This is a genomic window from bacterium, assembly GCA_026129405.1.
In the GTDB taxonomy this organism is placed as follows: Bacteria; Desulfobacterota; Binatia; order DP-6; family DP-6; genus JAHCID01.
On sequence record JAHCID010000011.1, the window covers coordinates 56,803 to 77,096 of the forward strand.

Here is a 20,294-nt window from a genome sequence, read left to right on the forward strand (position 1 = left end):
GTCAGGCCGTCCGGTGCAGCGTGTCGGGCGCGGGCGGCGACGTCAGCGTCGCGTCGGCGCCGTAGGTGGTGCCGGGCATCTGGGCGCGCAGCGCCGCGATCAGCTCGTCGACGCCCGCGAGGCTCTGGCCGGCGAGGTGGGCGTTCTGGCGCTCGAGGCCGCTCGTCTCGAGGAGCGCCCCGCGCAGGCGGCGCAGCCCGCCGCGCAGGCGGTCGCGCGGCGCCGGCGGCAGCAGCGGCAGCAGCTCGATGGCCTGGAGCGTCTCGCCGCCGCGGCGCGCGCTCGCCGTCCGCACGAGCGAGCGGCGCGACGCGGCGAGGTCGCCGAGGGTCCGCTGCAGGGCCTCGCGCCGCCCGAGGCAGTCGACGATGCGGTCGGCCTGGAGCCGCACCACGGCGACCTGCTCCTCACGCAGCACCGCGGACAGCGCCGCGCACACGCGCGTCTCCTCGTCGAGGACCGCGCACAGCTGCTCGAGGTCGTCGGCCCGCTCCATCCCGGCCCTCCGTCCGCTCAGCGGACGAGGTCTCCCAGCACCTCGCGCAGGAAGGCGCGCGCGGTGGCCTCGGCGTCGACCCGGTAGGTGCCGCCGGCGACGGCGGCCTTCAGCGGCTCCACCTTCTCGGGGCGGACCGGCGCGGCGTCGATCTCTCCGCCCTCGACCAGGCGGGCCAGCGCCCGCGCCGCGGGCGAGACCTCCACCGAGTCGCCGGTCGGGTTTTCGACACCCTCCGCGCGCCCGCCGCGTACCCCGTCGGCGACCCCCTGGGGGCCGCCAACCTCCGGATTCCGAATGGCCTTTCGATCGCTTACCTTCATGGCTCCGGCCCTTCCTCCGCGCTCGTCGGCAGAGGTTGCCCACCAGAGCTATCGGCGGAGGGTCCGGAAACCTTTAGCCCGGCCCCCGGCGGCGCCATCGCCTTGACCAGCCCGAAGGGGTCGCCCTCCCCGAGGACCTCCGCCATCGTGCGGTCGAACGCCCCCTCGAAGACGGTGCGGGCCTCCGAGCGGGGGAAGAGCCCGGCGTCGGGGACGGTCTTGCGCAGGGCGCCGATCAGCTGGGTGAGGAACACGGTGCCCAGCTCGCGCGCCGCGGCCTGCGCGTCGCGCGCCCGGCCGGTACCGCCCTGGCCCGGGCCGAGGAGGGCCTCGAGGCGCCCGACCGCGCCCATCCCCGTCGGATCGATCACATGATCTCCAGCTCGGCCTCGAGGGCGCCCGCCTGCTTGATCGCCTGGAGGATCGCGATCAGGTCCTGCGGTGTCACGCCGAGCGCGTTCAGGCCGGAGACGATCTGCCCGAGGCTGACGCCGTTCTTCAGATAGTGGAGGTTGCGCTTGTCGCCCTCCTTCACCTGGATCTCGGTCTCGGGGACGATCGTCGTCACGCCGCCCGAGAACGGCGCCGGCTGCGAGACGCCGTAGTCGGTCTGCACCGTCACCTGGAGGCTGCCGTGGGCGATCGCGACCGGGCGCACGCGCACGTCGTTGCCGATGATGACCGTGCCCGTGCGCTCGTTCAGGACCACGCGGGCGGCGACGTCGGGGCTCACCTCGAGCCGCTCGACGCGGGTCACCGCCTCGATCGCGGCCTCGGGGTCGTTGCTGCGCAGGCCGATGGCGATCGTCCCCGCGTCGACGACGTGCGCCACGCGGCCGAGCTCGCGATTCACCGCCAGGACGACGCGCTCGGCGGTGGTGAAGTCGGGCTGATGCAGGGCGATCGTCACGACGCCGCCGGCGCCGAGGCTCGACGGCACCTCCTTCTCGACGATCGCCCCCTGCGTGAGCCAGGCCGCCGTGGGATGGCCGCTCTGTGCGCTCGCGCCCGGGCCGCGCGCCGAGAAGCCGCCGCCGAGCGACACCGCACCCTGCGCGACCGCGTACACCTGGCCGTCGGCGCCGAAGAGCGGCGTCTGCACGAGCGTGCCGCCCTGCAGGCTCTTCGCGTCGCCCAGCGACGACACCTGCGCCGGCAGCCGCGTGCCCTGCCTCGCGAACGCCTGCAGCGTCGCGGTCACCATCACCGCGGCGACGTTCTTCACCTGCAGCTGCCGCGGGTTCACCGTCAGCGTGATGCCCTTGCGGCGCAGCATGTTGATGATCGACTGCGGCGTGAAGATCGCCTGCTGGCTGTCGCCGGTGCCGTTCAGGCCGACGACGAGGCCGTAGCCCGAGAGCTGGTTGCCGCGCATGCCTTCGACGGCGGCGATGTCCTTGATGCGCGCGGCATGGGCGCTGGCGCACGCCAGCGTCCACGCGGCGAGCACGACGGCGAGTCTCGTCAGAACGGCCATAGCCAGTCGAACAGCCGATGCCCGAGGGGCGTGCCCTGCTTGTCGCCCACCGAGCCGTAGCCGTAGTAGCTGATGCGCGCGTCGGCGACGCGGCTCGAGAGGATCGTGTTGTCGGGGAGGATGTCCTCGGGGCGGACGACGCCGGTCAGCACGATGTGCTGGTCCTCGCTGTTGATGGTGACGATCTTGTCGCCCTGCACGTGCAGGTTGCCGGCGTCGTCGACCTGCACCACGGTGACGGTCACGCTCGCGGTGAGCGTGCCCTCGCGCGTCGTCGTGCCGGCGGCGTCGTGCGAGCGCTTGGTCTGCGCGGTCACGACGGCTTCGGGGTCGTAGCCGCTCGGCAGCAGCTTCAGCGCCGACACCGGCAGCCCGAAGAAGTCCTGCACGCTCGCCGAGATCGACGAGTCGGCCTTGCCGTCGGTGGTGGCGTTCTTGCGGCCCTTGGACGCCTCCGAGACGACGATGGTGAGGAGGTCGCCGGGGAAGCGCGCGCGCACGTCGAAGACGGCGTAGTTCTGCGGCAGCTCGGGATGCCAGAGCGAGCCGTTGGCGGGCGGCGGCGACGGCTGCGGGCCGATGCGTGCCGGCAGCGGCTGGAGCGCCGGCCGGTTGGCGTAGCAGCCGCTGACGACGAGCGCCGCCAGGGCGACGAGGAGGAGGCGACGGCGCCGCACGCCTAGAACTCCACCTGCACGGTGCGCGCGTCGACGACGCGGCCGACGATCTTCTTGCCGCTGAGGCGGTTCAGGACCGGAACCGACTCGCCGCGTCCCGCGTCCGCGCGCACCTCGCCGGGCGTGGTGATGCGCAGCGCACCCTGCGCGGCGACGATCATGACCGCGTCGCCGCGCCGCACGAGGGCGTTGGTGCCCACCTGCTCGCGGCGCACCGGCGTCCAGGGCACGAGCGGCTGGCGGACGGTGAGCCCCACCAGCTCGGCCGGATCGGTGACGATGCCGCGCGGCAGGTCCGACAGATCGAGCCGCTCGACGGTGACGTCCTTCTCGGTCAGCACCTCGCCGCGGCCGACGGCGCGGGTGGCGACCACGACGTCGGCCGGGCGCGCGATGTCCGCCGTCACCCAGACGGTGCGCACGAGGCGGTCGTCCTGACGGAAGTCGACGCCGAAGCGCACGCGGCCGACGAGCGGCGCGCCCGCCGGCGCCGTGACGGTCGCGCTCCACGGCCCGGACGGCACCAGCACCGGACCCGTCGTCTCGACCGAGCGCACGGTGACGTCGGCAGCGCCCGGCCCGAGCTCCTTCGCGAGGTGCGTCTCGACCAGCGCCCGCAGCTCCGCGGGCGGCACGTCCTGGGTCGCGCGGCGCACGCGCAGCAGCGGCGGCAGCGTGTAGGTGACGCGGGCCGGGTCGAGCCCGCCCCGCTTCAGGGTGTCGAGGAGACGCAGCCCGTCGAACGTGCGCGACTCGCCCGCGCCGGGCGCCGGCCCGAGGACGACGTCGCCGAGCGCCTCCGCGGCGCCCTCGAGCGCGGCGACGTCGCGCACGCGGATCGGATCCGCCGACACGACGACCTCGCCCGGAACGACGATGCGGCCGCTCTCCGCCGCCGCCGCCGCACCGAGCAGCAGCCCCAGGATCGATCCCAGGATCCCCCACACCCGCGTCATGCCCGCCTCACGCCACGATCTGGTTCGTCACCCGCAGCATCTCGTCGGCGGTCGTGATCGCCTTCGAGTTGACCTCGTAGGCGCGCTGGCTCGTGATGAGCCCGATCAGCTCCTCGACGATGCTGACGTTGGAGTTCTCGAGGAACCCCTGGAGCAGCGTGCCGCGGTTCTCCTCGCCGGGGTTCCCGAGGCTCGGCGGCCCCGAGCTGTCCGTCTCGGTGAAGAGGTTCTTGCCGATGGCGTTGAGGCCCGGCGGATTGGTGAAGCGCGCGAGCTGCATCTGGCCCAGCTGCGTCGGCGCCGTGGCGCCGGGCAGGATGGCGGTGACGATGCCGTCCTGGCCGATGGTGACGTCCTTGCTGCCGTCGGGGATGGTGATGCCCGGCTCCATCGGCATGCCCTCCGAGGTGACGATGCGCGACTGGTTGTCGAGCTTCCACGAGCCGGCGCGGGTGAACGCCTGGCTGCCGTCGGGCATCGTCACCTGGAACAGGCCCTGCCCCTCGATGGCGACGTCGAGCGGCGCGCCGGTCTGGGTGTAGTCGCCCTGCGTGAAGATGCGCTGCACGGCGGCGGGCTTGGTGCCGAGGCCGACCTGGATGCCGGTCGGCGACTGCGTGTTGTTGGTCGTCGGCGCCCCGGGAGCCCGCAGCGTCTGGTACAGCAGGTCCTCGAAGTCGGCACGGCTGCGCTTGAAGCCGGTCGTGTTCACGTTCGCCAGGTTGTTGGCGATGACGTCCACCGCGAGGGCCTGCGCCTGCATGCCCGTCGCGGCGCTGTACAGCGCACGGATCATCCGACCCTCCCGACCTCGTCGATGGTACGGCGCGCGATCTCGTCGAGCCGCGTGATGGCGCGCATGTAGGATTCGTAGCCGCGGGCGATCTCGACCAGCTGCGTGACGCCCTTCACCGGGTCGACGTTCGAGCGCTCGAGCGCGCCCTGCGTGAGCGACACCGCTTCGGCCTGGAGCTCGGAGCCGAAGACGCCGGGCACCGGCGCGAAGGTCTCCGCGCCCTCGGGGACGAGCCGCGGGCTCGGACCGAAGTCGACGAGGCGCAGCCGGTCGATGCGCACCTGGTCGACCCACAGCGTGCCGTCGTCGGCGATGTCGAGCGCGCCCTCGCGCTGGTCGATCCGGATGTCGCCGCCCTCGCCCTGCACGCGCTGGCCGTTGCCGGCGACGAGGAAGCCCTCGGCGTCGAGGGCGAAGGTGCCCTGACGGGTGTAGCGCTCGCCGCGCGGCGTGGAGACGGCGAAGAACGCCGTCGGGTTGCCGATCGCGACGTCGAGCGGATTGCCGGTCGTGGTGATCGGCCCGGGCGAGAAGTCGCGCCGCTGGAGGCTCTCGACCACCTGCGGGATCAGCTCGAGCAGGACGGGATCGTCGACCGGCGGCAGCGGCCCGTTGAGGAGCGGCGACGACTCGAAGACGAAGCGCTCGGCCTTGTAGCCGGGCGTGTTCGCGTTCGCGACGTTGTTGGCCACCGCGTCGAGCTGCCGCTCCATCGCGAGGCCGCCGGAGGCCAGAGTGTAGAGTCCGCGGTTCATGCGCGTCCGTCAGGCGGAAAATGCAAGGCCGATGCCACGCGCCGGGCCCCGCGCGGGCGGGGCACGGCGCACGGCAGGACCTGCCTACGCCAGGCGACCTCTGCCCAGGCTGAGCTCCAGCTCGCGGCGCAGCCGCACCTCGGCCGGATCCGGCCCGGCGTCGGTCTCGTCGACCACGTCCGCGAAGGGCCGCACGAGCGGACGCCCCTCCGGCGCCGGACGGCCCGCGCGCGCGGCGAGCGAGCCGTCGGCCTCGGCGCGTCCGATCTCGCGGAGCAGGCCGCGCAGGCTGCGCTCGCGCGCGGCCAGCGTCTCCTCCAGCGTGCGCGCGCGCGCCTCGGCCTCGCCGAGGAGATGCGCGAGCTCGCCCTGGAGCCGCGCGAGGACGTCGCGCTGGTCCGCCGAAGCGGCCTCGCGATCGCGCCCGCTGCGCGTGACGAACCACGCGAGCGCCATGACGGCGAGGCAATCGACGATCGTCGTGACGAGCAGGACGGTCTCCATGGGTTCCTCCTTGGGGTGCGGATGCGCGGGATCAGGCGATGACGTCGAGCCGGGAGCGGGGCGCCGGATCGGCGGGGATGACCGCCGGATCGGCGTCGGGACCGGGATCGGACGGCGGCGGCGTGCCGGGACGGCCGGGGCGCGGGTGGCGGTCGCGCGCCGTCCGGCGCGGGTCCCGCTCGCGAAGCCCCTGCACCGCGCCGGCGTCCATCACGAGTCCTCCGCGTCCTCCGGGGCGAGGCTGGTGCGCAGATGGCTCTTCAGCCGCAGCGTCGCCTGGGAATGGAGCTGCGAGACGCGCGACTCGGTCAGCCCGAGCACCGCGCCGACCTCCTTCATGGTCAGCTCGTCGTGGTAGTAGAGCGAGATCACCAGCTTCTCGCGCTCGGGCAGGCGCGCGATCGCGTCGGCGACGAGGTGGACGCGCTCCTGCGACAAGAGCGTGCCGAGCGGATCGACGTCCTGCTCCTCGAAGCTGCGCTCGACGTTGAAGCGCTCCTCGCCGGAGCCGAAGCCGAGATCCTCGAGGCTGAACAGGCTCATCTCGCCCACCTTCGTCAGGAGCTCCTGATACGCCGGCAGCTTCATGCCGAGCTCGGCGGCGATCTCGTCCTCGACCGGCGGACGCCCGAGCCGGCCCTCGAGCTCGTGCGACACCTTCTCGATCAGCGCCGCCTTCTGGCGCACGCTGCGCGGCACCCAGTCGAGCGAGCGCAGGTGGTCGAGGATCGCGCCGCGGATGCGGAACTGCGCGTACGTCGAGAAGAGCGCTTCCTTCTTCGGATCGTACTTGCCGATCGCGTCGAGCAGCCCGACGATGCCCCACGAGACGAGATCGTCGAGGTCGATGTGCGGCGGCTTGCGGACCGCGAGCCGCTGCACCACGCGCCGCACGAGCGGCATGTAGCGGCGCAGGATCTCCTCGCGGTTGCCCTGGAGCGCTTCGTACGCCTGCCCGCGCGCCTTGCCGGCGCGCCGGCCACGAACGAGCTCGCCGTAGCCGGTATCGGCCATGATCATTCCTTCCCCGCCTCGGCGAGCAGACGCCGGAAGAAGAACTGGACCCCGCCCGTCGGTTGCGCAGGGGGACGCGCCGCCAGGCGCTGGGCCAGGCGCGCGATCGCCTGGCTCGCAGGCGAGCCCGGCGCCGTCAGGACGCACGGCTGCTGGCGACGCACCGCGCGCGCGACCGCGTCGTCGAACGGCACGAAGCCGAGGTACTCGAGCCGCACGCGCAGGAAGCGGTCGGTCACCTGCGCGAGACGGCGGAACGCGGCCTCCGCGTCGGCGACGCTCGCCGCCATGTTCACCAGCACGAGGAAGTCGCGCCGGCCGTGGCGCAGCGCGAGCAGCTTCACGAGCGCGTACGCGTCGGTGAGCGCCGTCGGCTCGGGCGTCAGCACGACGAGCGTCTCGGCGGCCGCCGCGGCGAACCACAGCACGCTCGGCGACACGCCGGCGGCGACGTCGACGAGCAGCGCGTCGACCGCGCCGTCGAGGCCGTCGAGCTCGTCGAGCAGCGCGCGCTGCTGCGCCGTCGACAGCGTCGTCAGCTCGGCGACGCCGCTCGCGGCCGGGATCAGGCGCACGCCGCCCGGCCCCTCCACGATCACGTCGTCCAGGCGCGCCTCGTCGCGCAGCACGTGCAGCAGGCTCCGCGTCGGGCTGACGCCGAGCACGACGTCGAGGTTCGCCAGCCCGAGATCCGCGTCCAGCAGCCAGGTCCGCAGCCCGCGGCGCGCCAGCGCCACGGCAAGATTTGCCGCCACGCTGGTCTTGCCCACGCCGCCCTTGCCGCTGGCCACCGCGACGACGCGCAACGGCGCGAGCGCACCCGCTGCGGCCCCGATCGGCGCCGTCTCCACCATCACCTCGTCCATGCCGTCAGGCGACCTCCCCCGCGGCAGCCGTGAGCAGGCACCGTGCCAGGCGCGCCGGGGTCGCGGGCCGCAGGTCGCCCGCCATGCGCCGTCCGTGCGCCAGCAGCGCGATCGGCACCCCGGCCCGCCACAGCGCCGCGACCGAGGGAGCGCCGGAGGCCGCGTCGCATCTGGTCAGAACGGCGGCCGCCGGGCTGAGCGGCGCGAACGCGCCCCAGGCGCTTTTCCACCGCGGCGGCGGCGTTCGTCGCGCTTTCGCGACCAGAAGCCGGCAGGCGTTCCGCCCGCCGCGCCGCCAGCGCGGCCAACTCGGCGAGTTCGTCCTTCTGACCCGGCGCCGCGCCCGGGGTGTCGACCAGGACGACGTCGGCGTCGGCCGCGGCGACGGCGGCCGCCACGGCGTCGGGCGTGGCGGCGCGCACGACCGGCACGTCCAGCACCCGCCCGTAGGCAGAAAGCTCCGCCGCCGCGCCGAGGCGCACCGCGTCCGCACCGACGAGGCAGACGCGCCGGCCCTCGCATCGCGCGCGCGCCGCGAGCTGGACGAGCGTCGTCGTCTTGCCCTCGCCCGGCGGCCCGAAGACGACCTGCACGCGCTCGTCGATCGCCGGCGGCTCGGGGAGCGCACGCACGAGCGCGTCGGCGAGCGGCTCCCCGTTCGCGGCGCGGCGGCGCGCCGCGGCGACGAGCGCCGCGGCGAGCTCGCGCTCCACCCCCTGGCCGACGATCCGGCACAGCAGCGCGCGCGCCTCGTCGTCGTCGCCCGCGGGCAAGGCCAGCTCGCGCACGAGCGCCATGAGCGCGCGCACCTCGCCGAGCAGCTCGGCGTCGCCGCCGCCCGGCGTGAGGCCGGGCAGCACGCCGGGGTCGTCGTCGACGGCGGCGCTCACGCTGACGCCGTCGGCGCCGGTGTGGGTTTCGAGCAGCACGGCGTCGGCGCCGAGCGCCGCCTTCACGAGGCGCAACGCCTCGGCCATGGTGGGAGCGGTGAAGCGTCGGATTCTCATTCGAGGGTCACCGTGCCGAGCGAGCGCACGCGGACGTTGGGCGCGATCTCCGGCGGCGAGAGGACGACGAGCTGCGGCAGGTAGCGCTCGAGCAGGCGGCGCAGATGCGGCCGCAGCGTCGCCGCGCAGAGCAGGACGGGCGAGAGGTGCTGCGCCGAGAAGCGCTCGCCCCACTCCCCCAGCTTGACGACGACCTTCTGGGCCAGCGTCGGATCGGGCGCGAGCGTGGTGCCGTCCTCGCTGCGCTGGAGGGCGTCGATGAGGGCGCGCTCGATCGCCCCCGCCAGCGTCATCAGCGCGAGCGAGCCGTCGGCGCCGACGAGGCGCTGCGTGATGGCGCGGCCGAGGGCCTGGCGGACGTGCTCGGTGAGGACGTCGGGGTCCTTCGTGCGCGGCGCCACGTCGGCGAGCGTCTCCAGGATGGTCGCGAGGTCGCGCACCGAGACGCCCTCGCGCAGGAGGTTCTGGAGGACGCGCTGCACGCCGCCCACGGACAGCACCTGCGGCACCAGCTCCTCGACCACCTTCGGCCGCGACTTCGCGAGCTGGTCGAGGAGCACCTGCACCTCCTGCCGTCCGAGCAGCTCGTGCGCGTGCCGGCGGATCACCTCGGTGAGGTGCGTGATGACGACCGTCCCCGGGTCGACCACCGTGTAGCCGGCGAGCTGCGCGCGCTCGCGATCCGCCGCCGCCACCCACAGCGCGTCGAGGCCGAACGCCGGCTCGCGCGTGGGCACGCCCGGCACCGCCGCCGACGCCGTCCCCGGGTTGATGGCGAGGTGGCAGCCCGTGCGGATCTCGCCGTGCGCGATCTCGACGCCCTTCAGCAGGATCGAGTACGCGTGCGGCTTGATCTGGAGGTTGTCGCGGATGTGGATCGGCGGGACGATGAAGCCCATCTCGAGCGCGAGCTGGCGCCGCAGGGCGCGGATGCGCTCGACGAGGTCGCCGCCCGGCGCGGCTTCGCCGTTGCCGAGCTTGCCGTCGACGAGGGTCACCAGCTCGAAGCCGACCTCCAGCTCCATGAGGTCGAGCGGCAGGAGGCCCTCGGTGCGCTCCTCGCGCCCCTTCGTCGCCGGCACCCCCGCCGTCCCGGCGGCGGCCGCCTCCTCGGGCGGCTTCGGGCGCGCCAGGCCGCCGTTCGCCGCCAGCCCGCCGGCGGCCCCGGCGAGCAGGATGAACGGCAGGAACGGCAGCCCCGGCACGATCGCGAAGGCGCCGAGGATGCCCGAGACGATCCACAGGACGCGCGGGCTCGTCAGGAGCTGGCCGGCGACCTCGGTGCCGAGATCGCTGCCCGAGGTCGCGCGCGTGACGATGATGCCGGCCGCGGTCGAGATGAGCAGCGCCGGCAGCTGCGAGACGAGCCCGTCGCCGATGGTCAGGATGGTGTAGGTCTGCGCCGCGTCCTGCCAGTTCATGCCCTGCTGGACGATGCCGATGAAGAAGCCGCCGACGATGTTGATCGCCGTGATGACGAGGCCGGCGACGGCGTCGCCGCGGACGAACTTCGACGCACCGTCCATCGCGCCGTAGAAGTCTGCCTCCTCCTCGATCGCCTTGCGGCGCGCGCGGGCCTCCTTCTCGGTGGTGAGGCCGCTGTTCAGCTCGGCGTCGATGGCGAGCTGCTTGCCGGGCATCGCGTCGAGGGTGAAGCGCGCCGCCACCTCGGCGATGCGGCCGGCGCCCTTCGTGATCACCGCGAAGTTGATGATGACGAGGATCAGGAAGATGACGAGGCCGACGGCGTAGCTGCCGCCGACGACGAAGCTGCCGAAGGCCTGGATCACGTGGCCGGCGGCGGCCGTGCCCTCGTGGCCGTGCAGGAGGATGAGGCGCGTCGAGGCGACGTTCAGCGCCAGCCGGAACAGCGTCACGACCAGCAGCACCGAGGGGAAGGTCGAGAACTCGAGCGCGTTCTGCGTGTACATCCCGACCATCAGGATGACGAGCGAGAGCGCGATCGAGATCGCCAGCAGCAGGTCGATCAGCGCCGACGGGAGCGGCAGCACCATGATGATGACGACGCCGACGAGCGCGAGCGGGATCGCGAGCTCGCCGGTGGCGGCCCCGGCGACCGGGCGCGGTGCGGCGGCGACGGCGGAGTCGGCCATCGGCTAGCGCCCTCCCCCGAGGGCCGGCGCGCCGCGCAGCGAGTAGATGTAGGCGAGGATCTCGGCGACCGCCTTGTAGAGCGCCGGCGGCACCTCGCCGCCGATCCGGACGCTGCGGAAGAGCGCTCGGGCGAGCGCCCGGCGCTCGACGATCGGCACGCCGGCCGTGCGCGCGGCCGACTTGATGCGCTCGCAGAGCTCGTCCGCCCCCTTGGCGATCACGATCGGCGCCGCGCCCTCGGTCGGCCGGTAGCGGAGCGCCACGGCCACGTGCGTCGGGTTCGTCAGCACGACGTCCGCGGTGGCGACGTCGGCGAGCATGCGCCGCTTCGCCATCTCGCGGTGCGCGCGGCGGAAGCGGCCGCGGATCTGCGGATCGCCTTCCGACTCTTTGTGCTCCTGCTTCACCTCCTGGCGGCTCATCTTGAGCGAGCGCTCGTGCTGGAAGCGCTGCCAGAACCAGTCCGCGAGCCCGAGGGCCGTGAGCGGGAAGATCATCACCAGGAAGAGGCGCCGGAGGCCGTCACCGGTGAGCGCCAGGATGTCCTGGAGCGGCATCCCCGGCGTCGCCACCGCCGCCTCCCCGATCGTGCGCAGCACGCGGTAGGCGACGAGCAGGACGACGGTGATCTTGACGACCGCCTTCACCATGTTGGCGGCGCCCTGCATCGAGAAGACGCGCTTCCAGCCCTGGGTCGGGCTGATCCGCTCCGGCTTCGGCAGGAGCAGCTCGGCGCGCGGCTGGAATCCCACCTGCGCCACCACGGCGCTCACGCCCGCCACGCCGACGAGCACGAAGAACGGCCCGAGCAACGCGCCCAGGTCGAGCGCCGAGCGCCAGGCGAGCGGCATCACCGGGTCGTCCGAGCCGCCGAGCGGCCCCACCGCCGCGAGCCAGGCGCGCATCACCTCGCCCATCCGCGCCGTCAGCAGCGGAGCGCCGATGGTGGCGATCGTCAGCGCGAAGAGCATCACCACCACGGGCGCGATCTCCGGCGAGAGGACGACCTGGCCGTGCTTGCGCGCTTCCTCGCGACGTTTTGGTGTCGCTTCTTCGGTGCGATCGGCGCTGTCAGCCACCGGCGAACCCCCGCAGGAGCCCGCCGATCGTCGGCCCAAGGGCCGCGAAGCGCTCGGCGAGGAAGCGGAAGGTGAACGGCAGCGAGGCGCCGAGCACCATGAGGCCGACGCCGACGTTCACCGGGAAGCCGACCACGAAGACGTTCAGCTGGGGGATCGTGCGCTGCAGCACGCCGAGCGTGGCGTTCGCGAGCAGCAGCACGATCAGCACCGGCGCCGCGATGCGCAGCCCGATCGCGAACACCTGCGCCGCCTGCGACGGCACCGCGAACAGCACCTCGCGGTCGATGGTCCCATGCGCGATGGGCGCGATGCGGAAGCTCTCCACCAGGGCGGCGACGAGCAGGTGGTGGGCGTCGAGCGCCAGGAAGGCGAGCAGCGCCAGCAGCTGCTCCCATTCCGCGATGACCGTCGACTGCGCGTTCGACTGCGGGTCGACGAGGTTCGCGAGCCCGAAGCCGATCTCGATGCCCGCCATCTGGCCGCCGAGCTGCACGCCCGCGAACACGAGCTGCGCGACGAAGCCGATCGTGACCCCGATCACCGTCTCGATCGCCGCCCGGCCCGCCAGCTCGGCGATCGAGCTCGCCGGCGTCATCGCGCCCGCGACCGACGGCGCGAGCGCCAGCGCCAGCACCATGGCGAGGCCGACGCGCGCGCGCCGCGGCACGAGCAGATGCCCGAGCAGCGGCGCCGCCATCACCAGCCCGGCGATGCGCGCCAGCACGAGGACGTACGGCGTGGGATCGGGGATCGGCACGCGGCTCCGCTCAGCGCACGAAGGTGGGCAGGCTCTCGAAGAGCGTCGTCGTGTACGAGACCAGCCTCGTCAGCATCCAGGGCCCGAAGAGCGCCAGCGCGAGCCCGGTCGCGACGATCTTCGGGATGAAGGTGAGCGTGATCTCGTTGATCTGCGTCATCGCCTGGAAGACGCTGACCGCGAGCCCGGCGACCAGGCCGAAGAGCAGCACCGGCCCCGCGAGGGCCAGCGTGATCTCGACGGCACCGTGGCCGATGCCGATGACGGATTCGACTCCCATCCGGCGATCTCCTCAGCGGAAGCTCTGGACGAGGGAGCCCGTGAGGACGTTCCACCCGTCCACGAGGACGAACAGCATGAGCTTGAACGGCAGCGAGATGAGGACCGGCGGCAGCATCATCATGCCCATCGAGGTGAGGACCGAGGCGACCACCATGTCGAGGATCAGAAACGGCACGTAGACGAGGAAGCCCATCTGGAACGCGGTCTTCAGCTCCGAGATGAGGAACGCGGGCATCAGCACCTGCGGCGGCACGTCGGCCGGGCCTTCGGGCCGCGCGCCTCCCGTGGCGCCGACGAACAGCGCCAGATCCTTCTCGCGCGTCTGGCGCAGCATGAACTCGCGCAGCGGCGTCCAGGCGCGTTCGACGGCTTCCTTCCCGTCGATGCGCTCCTCCTGGTACGGCACCATCGCCTCGGCGTGGATCTGGAGGAGCGTCGGCATCATCACGAAGCCGGTGAGGAAGAGCGCCAGCGAGACCAGGACCTGGTTCGGCGGCATGCTCTGCGTGCCCACCGCCTGGCGCAGGAACGAGAGCACGATCACGATGCGGACGAAGCCCGTGAGGGTGACGAGGATCGCCGGCGCCAGCGACAGCAGCGTCAGCAGCGCGACGATCTGGAGCGGCGTCGCGACGGCGCCGTCGCCGCCTCCGATCTGGAGGCTCACCTGGGGCAGGAGCGGCGTCATGCCGGCTCGCCGTCCTCCAGGTCGTCGTCGCGGCGCGCCCCGCCGAGCTTGGTGACCAGCCCGACGCGGTCGCCGGTCACGCCGAGCAGCAGGCGCTCCCCGTCGACCTCGACGATGGTGAGGTAGCGCTTGCCGCCGAGATAGCGGCTGCTGACGAGCCGGATCGCGTCGGGGGCGGCGGCGGCGCGGCGCTGGCGCCACGCGAGCACGAGGCCCACGAGCGCGAGCACGCCGCCGACGAGGGCGACGACGGTCTCCGACATCACTTCAGCCCTTCGAGGCGCTCGCGCGGGCTCACGATGTCCGTCAGGCGCACGCCGAACTTGTCGTTCACGAGCACCGCCTCGCCGCGGGCGATCAGCTTGCCGTTGACGAGCACGTCGAGCGGCTCGCCCGCGAGCTTCGCCAGCTCGACGACGGCGCCCGGCGTCAGCTGCAGCAGCTCGCGCAGCGGCAGCGTCGTGCGGCCGATCTCCGCCGTCACCTCGAGCGGGATGTCGAGCAGCAGGTCGAAGTTGCCGGGCGCCTCGCCCCCGCCGATCGCCCCCGCGCCCACGTCCTCCGTCATGTCCCCTCCGTCCCTCGTCGTCGGCTCAGAGCCGCGCGGTGACCCGCACCGCGTTGTTGCTCGCCGACACCCCCGGCGCGCCGTGGAAGTGCGGCCGCCCGGCGACGCGCACGAGCACCGGGCCCTCGCGTCCCGTCGGCAGCTGCACGACGTCGCCCACCTTCAGCGCGAGCACCTCGGCCATACGCATCGCCGTCGTCCCCAGCTCGGCGCTGAGCTCCACGGGGGCGTCGCCGAGCACGGCCTGGAGGCGCGCCGCCCAGCTGGTGTCCGCGGCCTCGTCGGCCATGTCCGGATCCTGGAGGCGGGCGAGCGCCTGCCGGATCGGATCGAGCGCGCCGTTCGGAATGCAGAACGCCAGCGTCACGTCGTCGCTGCCTTCGATGACGATCTGGAGCTCGACGTGCAGGACGAGCTCGTGCGGCGCGGCGATGGTCGCGAACAGCGGGTTCGTCTCCGTGCGCAGCAGCGTGCACTCGAGCGGCGCGATCGGCCGCCAGGCCTCGCGCAGGTCGGCGAGGACGCGGCCGCCGAGGCGCGCGAGGACGCGCTGCTCGATCGACGAGAACTCGCGTGCCGCCGGCACCGGGTTGCGCCCGGGGACGCCGCCGAAGAGCACCTGCATCACCGACGCGACCAGCGTCGGACGCAGCACCAGCATGCCCTGCCCGCGCAGCGGCGCCAGCTTCCAGAACTGGAGGCCGACGGGCTGCTGGAGGCGCTGCATGTAGCCGCCGAACTTGCGCAGCTCCACCGTCCCCACGGTGACGTTCGGCACCTGCCCGAAGAACGGCGCGAGCGAGCCGCGGAGGTCCCGCACGAGACGTCCGAGCACCACCTCGAGCCCCGGCAGGCGGCCCCGCAGGCTGCGCTCCTGGTTCGTGAGGTCGAGCGTGCGGACGCCGCCGAGGCCGTCCTCGGCGGTCTCGGGAGCCGCCCCTGCGACGGCGCCGTCGCCGACGGCCTTCAGCAGCGCGTCGACTTCGTCCTGCGAAAGGATGTCGCTCACGGAACCCGCTACTGGACGATGAACTCGGTGAAGTAGACGGCCTTCACGGCGTCGGTGCGCAGCGCGTGGTTGAGCCGGGTGACGATCTCGTCGCGCAGCACCGCCTTGCCCTGCGGCGTGCGCACCTCGGCGAAGGTCTTGCTCGAGAAGAGCGTCAGCATGAGGTCGCGCACCTGCGGCAGCCGCTGCGTGAACTCGGGCGGCGCCGCCGGCCGGAAGAACTCGACCGACAGCGTCGCCTTCAGGTAGCGGCGCCCGTCCTCGTCGCTCAGGTTGGCGATGAAGGGGTCGAGCGGCACGAGCGCCCCCATGCCGGCGCCCGCCGCGCCGCTTGCCGCGGCGCCGCCGTGCTCGCCGCCCGCGGCGGCGTTGGCCGGCTCCGCCCCGAGGTCCTTGGCCTCCGCGTGCTTCGCCTTGGCGCCGAGGAACCCGAGCTTCCACGCGACCCCGCCACCGCCGCCGAGCAGCAGGAGCACCGCGGCGACGAGGACGACCAGCTTCTTCCTGCCGCCGCCACCCGCCGCTTCGGCGCCGCCGTCGGCGCGCTCCGCGTGTGCCTCCTCCGCCATCGCCCCTCCTCGCAGCCCGGACGGGCCGCCGGAGGGCTCCAGCAACGGCGGTGCCAAGCAGGGACGGCCATCCGTGCCGGGTGGGGCACGGCGCGCGCGTCAAGAAACCGACCTGCCGCCCGGCCTCGGGCCGGATCCCTGACCGGGGCGGGCGGCAGATTCGGCCGATGCGGCAGGGTCTACCGGACGATGTTGATGAGGTCGCCGAGCAGCTGATCGCTCGCCGTGATGACGCGCGCGTTCGCCTGGAAGGCGCGCTGCGTGCTGATCAGGTCGATGAACTCCTGCGCGATCTGCACGTTCGACTGCTCCAGCGCCGACGCCAGCACCGAGCCGTTGCCCTGCGACTGGGCGGTGGCCACCGCGGGCGGGCCCGAGTCGATCGAGGCGCGGAAGAGCTGGTTGCCGGCGGGGATCAGACCCTCGGGATTGCGGAAGGAGGCGACCGCCAGCTGGAAGAGCGGGCGCGTCTGACCGTTGTCGAAGGTGGCCGACAGGACGCCGACGGAGTTCACGGTCAGGCTGACGAGGCCGCCGGCGCCGAAGCCGTCCTGGCGGACGGCGTTCAGGCCCGAGGGACCGGCGACCTGGGTGAAGTCGTCGAGATCCACCGCGATCGACTGCGCCGCCGCGCCGGAGAAGGTCACGTTGCCCGTGAGGCTGCCCGTCGTGTTGACGGTGCCGTCGGTGTTGAAGGTGATCGTGCCGCCGGCGCCGTTGATCAACTGGATGTTGCCGGCGGTGCCGCCGGTGTCGCCGGCGTCGACGGCCAGGTTCACCTGCCACGAGTTCGCGCCGGTCTTGGTGAAGAAGACGGTCATGTCGTGCGGGCTGCCGAGCGAGTCGAACACCTGGATCGACGTCGAGTAGCTGCTGGTGTTGAACGCCGTCGTGAAGCTCGTGCCGTCGAACGTGCTCGCGCTCGTCGTCGAGTCGAGATTGCCGCTCAGGTTCACGAGCGACGTCGGGTTCGCCTGCGACTGCAGGCCCGAGACGTTGACGTCCTGGAGGCCGCCGATCGGGCGCCCGGTGGCGTCGACCGGCGTACCCTGGAGCACGTGCCCGAGGCTGTTCGTGATCGTGCCGTCGGCGTTCTTCTGGAAGTTGCCGGCGCGGGTGAAGATCTGCGCCTGTCCCTCACGCAGGACGAAGAAGCCCTGGCCCTCGATCGCCAGGTCGAGCGAGCGCCCGGTCGCCTCGATCGCGCCCTGCTCGAAGAGCGTGCGCACCGCGCCGATGCGCGCGCCGAGGCCGATCTTGCCGACCTGCCCGCCGGCCTCCGCCGAGATCAGATCCGCGAACTCGGTCCGGCTGCCCTTGAAGCCCACCGTGCCCACGTTCGCGATGTTGTTGCCGATCACGGACAGCGCCGCGCCGTTCACGATCAGGCCCGAGCGGCCGCTCGAGAGTGCTCCGAAAATCGCCATCGTTCCTCCGTCGTTTCGTCAGGCGTCGTCGTTCGCCGGCGACCGCACCTTGGTCACTGCGTCGTAGGGGATCGACTGCCCGGCGATGGTGAGGGTCGGTGGGTTGGACGAGAGGTCGACGCCCTCGACCGCGCCGCGCGCCAGCGTGATCACGCCGAGCGGCTCGTCGCCCTTCTTGATCTGCGCGGCCACGTCGACCGTGTACTTGCCGTTCGGCAGCGCCGCGCCGTTCGTGGCCTTGCCGTCCCAGGTGAAGGTGTACGACCCCGCGGCCTTCGCGCCGAGGTCGATGACGCGCACGATCGTGCCCTGCGCGTTGCGGATCGTCGCCGCCATGGCCGCGACGTCCCTGCCGATCGTGTAGTGGAGGTCGGTCGCCTTGCCGTCGCTCAGCTGGACCTGATCGCCCTCGAACTCCACGTCCTTGCCGAGCATCGACAGCATCGCCGCGGTGACCTGCTTCTGCGTGGTGTCGGCGAGCCCGGTGAGCTTGTCGTTCACCGCCGTCAGCTGCTCCACGGTCGAGAACTGCGCCAGCTGCGCGGTGAGCTCGTTGGGCTCCATCGGCGCGAGCGGGTCCTGGTTCTTCAGCTGTTCGATGAACAGCAGGAGGAACTCCTGCTTGTCGACGACCTGGTTGGCGGGCAGGTAGCCGGCCTGGGTGGCCGCGCTGCTGCCGGCTGCGCCGAGGGGATCCGTCATGCGCGAAGGCTCAGGGCTCCGGTCGGCGGAACCACGGGTTCGGGCGCGACGAGCGGACTCGTCGCGGCGGTGGTGGGTCGGGCGGCGGCGGGCGCCGGCGGCGCGGGACGCGCGTCGGCCTGCCCCTGGCCGGGCTGGTTGCCGTGTCCCTGTCCGAGATCGACGGTGAAGCCCTCGAGCCGCAGGTTCTGGCGGCCGAGCGCGGCTTCGAGCTGCGGCCGCTGCGCCACCAGCGCGTCGCGCGCGGGGTCGCCGTTGGTCCGCAGCGTGGCGTGCACGGCGTCCTGCTGCACGCGCACGTGCAGCTCGACGCGACCGAGGGCGTCGTGGTTCACCTCGAGCCGCATCTCGCCGCCGTCGGACACGCGCACGCGGCCCAGCTCGGCCAGACGCACGAGCTGCTCGACGTCGCGCGGCGGCGCCGGCGGCGCCGCGCCGCGCGCCGTCGCGTGGGTCGCGCTCGTCTCACGCGGCGGCGGCGGCGCCGCGTCGTGGCGCGCGGCGGCGGGCCGTGGCTCATCGGCGGGGCGTCCGGCGCGAGCGGCGCGGCGTCGTGCCGCGGGCCGGCGTCGCCGCCGCCCGCGTCGGCGGTGTCCGTATCCGCACCGGCGTCGCCCGACGCGGCGCCGCTCGAGGCGCGCGAGCGCGACCTCGGGCGCCGTGGCCGCACGGGCCGGCGCCGGTGGGTTCGGCTCCAGCGGCGCGCCTCGGCCTCTGCGGGGGTCGCGGGCGCCGCCGCCGGCGCCGTCGCGGCGAGGCGCGGCGGCGGCCGGCGGCGGCGGAACGACACCCGACGGCTTCGCCGCCGCCTCGCGCGGCGCGAGCGCGATCCGCGGCGCCGGCGCGGCCGGCGGCGGGACCGGCGGCGTCCGGCGCCGGCGTGGCGGCAGCGTCCGGCGCGCTCGCCGCGGGCGCCGCAGGCGGCGGCGGCGGATCGCACGCGGCGGCGGTGCTGCGCCGCCGTCCGCGGGCAGGTCCGACGCCGGCATGCCGGGGGCCGTGGCCTCCGTCTCGGGCGCCGCCGTTGCGGTCGTGTCGTGCGGCGGCGGTGCGCCCGGCGGCAGCGGCGCCGCGGCGCCGGGCGCCGCCAGCGCCGCCGGCGTCGGCGGCACCGGACGACGGCGGCCGGCCCGCCCGCCGCGGCCGCGTGCTCTCCGCCGCGGCAGCAGGGCACTCGCGACGGCGGGCACCGCCGACGCCGCCGCGACCAGCACCTCCGCCGCCAGCGCGGTCGCGGGATCGCGCTCCGCCTCGGGACGTCCCTCGTCGCCGCCGGCGGCCGCCTGGGCCGCGCCGCCGTCCGGCGCCGGACCGCCGCCAGCGCCGCCGCCGACGAGCAGCGCGAGCAGCGCCCCGAAGTCGACGCCGCCGAGCAGCGCCGTCACGCCGCTCGCGACCCCCGAGGCGACGGAGGCGGGGCTGGACGCGGCAGGAGCGGCGGACACGGGCACGACGGACATCGCGGGGCGGAAGAGCAACCGCGATGCCACCGCGTCGCCCAGCATCCACGGGCGTCACGGCCGCGCCCCGCCCGGCACCATCTACCCGGGGGGTACGAACGAGCCGGTCGAAGCTGCCCGGTGCGCGGCGCGCACGGCCGCGAGCACCCGCTGCGGGTCGGAGCGACGCATGTAGTCGGTGGCCTGGTCGATCCAGCGCACGATGCCGGCGGCGTCGACGAGGATCGTCGTGGGGATCGGCAGCGGAATGACGATCCCGGGGCGAGGCGCGAAGTTGCGCGGGTTGCGCAGGCCGAAGCGGTCCGTGATGGCGAGGTCCGGGTCGGGCAGCATGGTCGCGCGCAGCCCGTGCTTCGCGCGCCCCACGCGGATCTCGGCCGCGTCGTCGGCGCACACGGCCACGATCGCGACCCCCTGCGCGTCGAGCGCCGGCCGCAGCTCCGCCTCCCAGCGCCGCAGCTCCGCCGTGCAGTACGGGCACCAGTGCCCGCGGAAGAACTTCAGCAGGACGGGACGGCCGCGCAGCGCCGCCAGGGCGAACGGGCGCCCCGTGTCGTCGGTCGCCACCAGATCGAGGACGGGCGCGCCGACGGCCACCGCCGACGACGTGCGGCGCTGCCCGCTGGCCGCGAAGAGCGCGAGGAAGGCGAGCCCCACGACCAGCGCCAGCGCCGCCCGACGCCGCCGGCGACGCCGGGCCCGCGCGCCACGGCCGCGGCCCCGAGCAGCACCGCCGCCACGCTCGCGGCGACGTACGCCGTCGC

The 20,294-nt window shown here is 73.8% G+C and carries 26 protein-coding genes; all 26 read right to left on the reverse strand.

The genetic code is table 11. The features are described 5' to 3' along the window. Position 1: 1 nt before the first annotated feature. Positions 2-496, reverse strand: coding sequence for a flagellar export chaperone FlgN (gene flgN, locus KIT14_24710; GenBank protein ID MCW5893728.1), 495 nt, complete (start codon positions 494-496; stop codon positions 2-4). Between the two features lie 17 nt (positions 497-513). Beyond that, positions 514-819 (reverse strand): flagellar biosynthesis anti-sigma factor FlgM, encoded by a 306-nt coding sequence (flgM, locus tag KIT14_24715; protein ID MCW5893729.1) that lies wholly within the window; start codon positions 817-819, stop codon positions 514-516. After that, the gene (locus tag KIT14_24720) at positions 816-1,190 is read right to left on the reverse strand and encodes a rod-binding protein (GenBank protein ID MCW5893730.1); all 375 of its coding nucleotides are present in this window, start codon (positions 1,188-1,190) and stop codon (positions 816-818) included. The genes flgM and KIT14_24720 overlap by 4 nt, the downstream gene beginning before the upstream one ends. Further along, the gene (locus KIT14_24725) at positions 1,187-2,296 is read right to left on the reverse strand and encodes a flagellar basal body P-ring protein FlgI (protein MCW5893731.1); all 1,110 of its coding nucleotides are present in this window, start codon (positions 2,294-2,296) and stop codon (positions 1,187-1,189) included. The genes KIT14_24720 and KIT14_24725 overlap by 4 nt, the downstream gene beginning before the upstream one ends. Continuing rightward, positions 2,284-2,973 (reverse strand): flagellar basal body L-ring protein FlgH, encoded by a 690-nt coding sequence (locus tag KIT14_24730; GenBank protein MCW5893732.1) that lies wholly within the window; start codon positions 2,971-2,973, stop codon positions 2,284-2,286. The genes KIT14_24725 and KIT14_24730 overlap by 13 nt, the downstream gene beginning before the upstream one ends. A 2-nt stretch (positions 2,974-2,975) precedes the next feature. Further along, positions 2,976-3,929: a flagellar basal body P-ring formation protein FlgA gene (gene flgA, locus KIT14_24735; GenBank protein MCW5893733.1), complete on the reverse strand. Its 954-nt coding sequence runs from the start codon at positions 3,927-3,929 to the stop codon at positions 2,976-2,978. A 7-nt stretch (positions 3,930-3,936) separates the two neighbouring features. Then, the gene (flgG, locus tag KIT14_24740; protein ID MCW5893734.1) at positions 3,937-4,725 is read right to left on the reverse strand and encodes a flagellar basal-body rod protein FlgG; all 789 of its coding nucleotides are present in this window, start codon (positions 4,723-4,725) and stop codon (positions 3,937-3,939) included. Then, entirely contained in the window at positions 4,722-5,480 is a 759-nt protein-coding gene (locus tag KIT14_24745; protein MCW5893735.1) for a flagellar hook-basal body protein, read from the reverse strand. The genes flgG and KIT14_24745 overlap by 4 nt, the downstream gene beginning before the upstream one ends. Positions 5,481-5,564: 84 nt before the next feature. Further along, positions 5,565-5,984: a hypothetical protein gene (locus KIT14_24750; protein ID MCW5893736.1), complete on the reverse strand. Its 420-nt coding sequence runs from the start codon at positions 5,982-5,984 to the stop codon at positions 5,565-5,567. Positions 5,985-6,015: 31 nt separating this feature from the next. Next, positions 6,016-6,195, reverse strand: a complete 180-nt coding sequence (locus KIT14_24755) for a hypothetical protein (protein MCW5893737.1) — start codon at positions 6,193-6,195, stop codon at positions 6,016-6,018. Continuing rightward, positions 6,195-6,998, reverse strand: coding sequence for a FliA/WhiG family RNA polymerase sigma factor (locus KIT14_24760; GenBank protein ID MCW5893738.1), 804 nt, complete (start codon positions 6,996-6,998; stop codon positions 6,195-6,197). The genes KIT14_24755 and KIT14_24760 overlap by 1 nt, the downstream gene beginning before the upstream one ends. Positions 6,999-7,000: 2 nt before the next feature. Then, positions 7,001-7,864 carry a MinD/ParA family protein gene (locus tag KIT14_24765; protein ID MCW5893739.1) on the reverse strand — a complete coding sequence of 288 codons (864 nt, stop codon included), beginning with the start codon at positions 7,862-7,864 and terminating at the stop codon, positions 7,001-7,003. Continuing rightward, positions 7,852-8,871, reverse strand: a complete 1,020-nt coding sequence (locus KIT14_24770) for a hypothetical protein (GenBank protein ID MCW5893740.1) — start codon at positions 8,869-8,871, stop codon at positions 7,852-7,854. The genes KIT14_24765 and KIT14_24770 overlap by 13 nt, the downstream gene beginning before the upstream one ends. After that, positions 8,868-10,985, reverse strand: a complete 2,118-nt coding sequence (gene flhA / locus KIT14_24775; protein MCW5893741.1) for a flagellar biosynthesis protein FlhA — start codon at positions 10,983-10,985, stop codon at positions 8,868-8,870. The genes KIT14_24770 and flhA overlap by 4 nt, the downstream gene beginning before the upstream one ends. A 3-nt stretch (positions 10,986-10,988) precedes the next feature. After that, positions 10,989-12,065 carry an EscU/YscU/HrcU family type III secretion system export apparatus switch protein gene (locus tag KIT14_24780; GenBank protein ID MCW5893742.1) on the reverse strand — a complete coding sequence of 359 codons (1,077 nt, stop codon included), beginning with the start codon at positions 12,063-12,065 and terminating at the stop codon, positions 10,989-10,991. After that, positions 12,058-12,825, reverse strand: a complete 768-nt coding sequence (fliR, locus tag KIT14_24785) for a flagellar biosynthetic protein FliR (protein ID MCW5893743.1) — start codon at positions 12,823-12,825, stop codon at positions 12,058-12,060. Before fliR ends, KIT14_24780 begins: the two co-directional genes overlap by 8 nt. Positions 12,826-12,835: 10 nt before the next feature. Continuing rightward, positions 12,836-13,105, reverse strand: coding sequence for a flagellar biosynthesis protein FliQ (gene fliQ / locus KIT14_24790; GenBank protein MCW5893744.1), 270 nt, complete (start codon positions 13,103-13,105; stop codon positions 12,836-12,838). Between the two features lie 12 nt (positions 13,106-13,117). Continuing rightward, a complete protein-coding gene (fliP, locus tag KIT14_24795; GenBank protein MCW5893745.1) occupies positions 13,118-13,795 on the reverse strand; it encodes a flagellar type III secretion system pore protein FliP in 678 nt (225 codons plus the stop codon). After that, positions 13,792-14,058 (reverse strand): flagellar biosynthetic protein FliO, encoded by a 267-nt coding sequence (locus KIT14_24800; protein MCW5893746.1) that lies wholly within the window; start codon positions 14,056-14,058, stop codon positions 13,792-13,794. The genes fliP and KIT14_24800 overlap by 4 nt, the downstream gene beginning before the upstream one ends. Continuing rightward, positions 14,058-14,363 (reverse strand): flagellar motor switch protein FliN, encoded by a 306-nt coding sequence (gene fliN, locus KIT14_24805; GenBank protein ID MCW5893747.1) that lies wholly within the window; start codon positions 14,361-14,363, stop codon positions 14,058-14,060. The genes KIT14_24800 and fliN overlap by 1 nt, the downstream gene beginning before the upstream one ends. A gap of 25 nt (positions 14,364-14,388) precedes the next feature. Next, on the reverse strand, positions 14,389-15,372 hold the full coding sequence (fliM, locus tag KIT14_24810) for a flagellar motor switch protein FliM (GenBank protein ID MCW5893748.1): 984 nt from the start codon (positions 15,370-15,372) through the stop codon (positions 14,389-14,391). A gap of 8 nt (positions 15,373-15,380) precedes the next feature. After that, positions 15,381-15,941, reverse strand: coding sequence for a flagellar basal body-associated FliL family protein (locus KIT14_24815; GenBank protein ID MCW5893749.1), 561 nt, complete (start codon positions 15,939-15,941; stop codon positions 15,381-15,383). 179 nt (positions 15,942-16,120) lie between these two features. Further along, on the reverse strand, positions 16,121-17,368 hold the full coding sequence (locus tag KIT14_24820; protein MCW5893750.1) for a flagellar hook protein FlgE: 1,248 nt from the start codon (positions 17,366-17,368) through the stop codon (positions 16,121-16,123). Positions 17,369-17,386: 18 nt separating this feature from the next. Then, positions 17,387-18,070 carry a hypothetical protein gene (locus KIT14_24825; GenBank protein MCW5893751.1) on the reverse strand — a complete coding sequence of 228 codons (684 nt, stop codon included), beginning with the start codon at positions 18,068-18,070 and terminating at the stop codon, positions 17,387-17,389. After that, the gene (locus tag KIT14_24830; GenBank protein ID MCW5893752.1) at positions 18,067-19,530 is read right to left on the reverse strand and encodes a flagellar hook-length control protein FliK; all 1,464 of its coding nucleotides are present in this window, start codon (positions 19,528-19,530) and stop codon (positions 18,067-18,069) included. The genes KIT14_24825 and KIT14_24830 overlap by 4 nt, the downstream gene beginning before the upstream one ends. An 81-nt stretch (positions 19,531-19,611) precedes the next feature. Next, entirely contained in the window at positions 19,612-20,187 is a 576-nt protein-coding gene (locus KIT14_24835) for a peroxiredoxin family protein (GenBank protein ID MCW5893753.1), read from the reverse strand. Between the last annotated feature and the right edge of the window lie 107 nt (positions 20,188-20,294).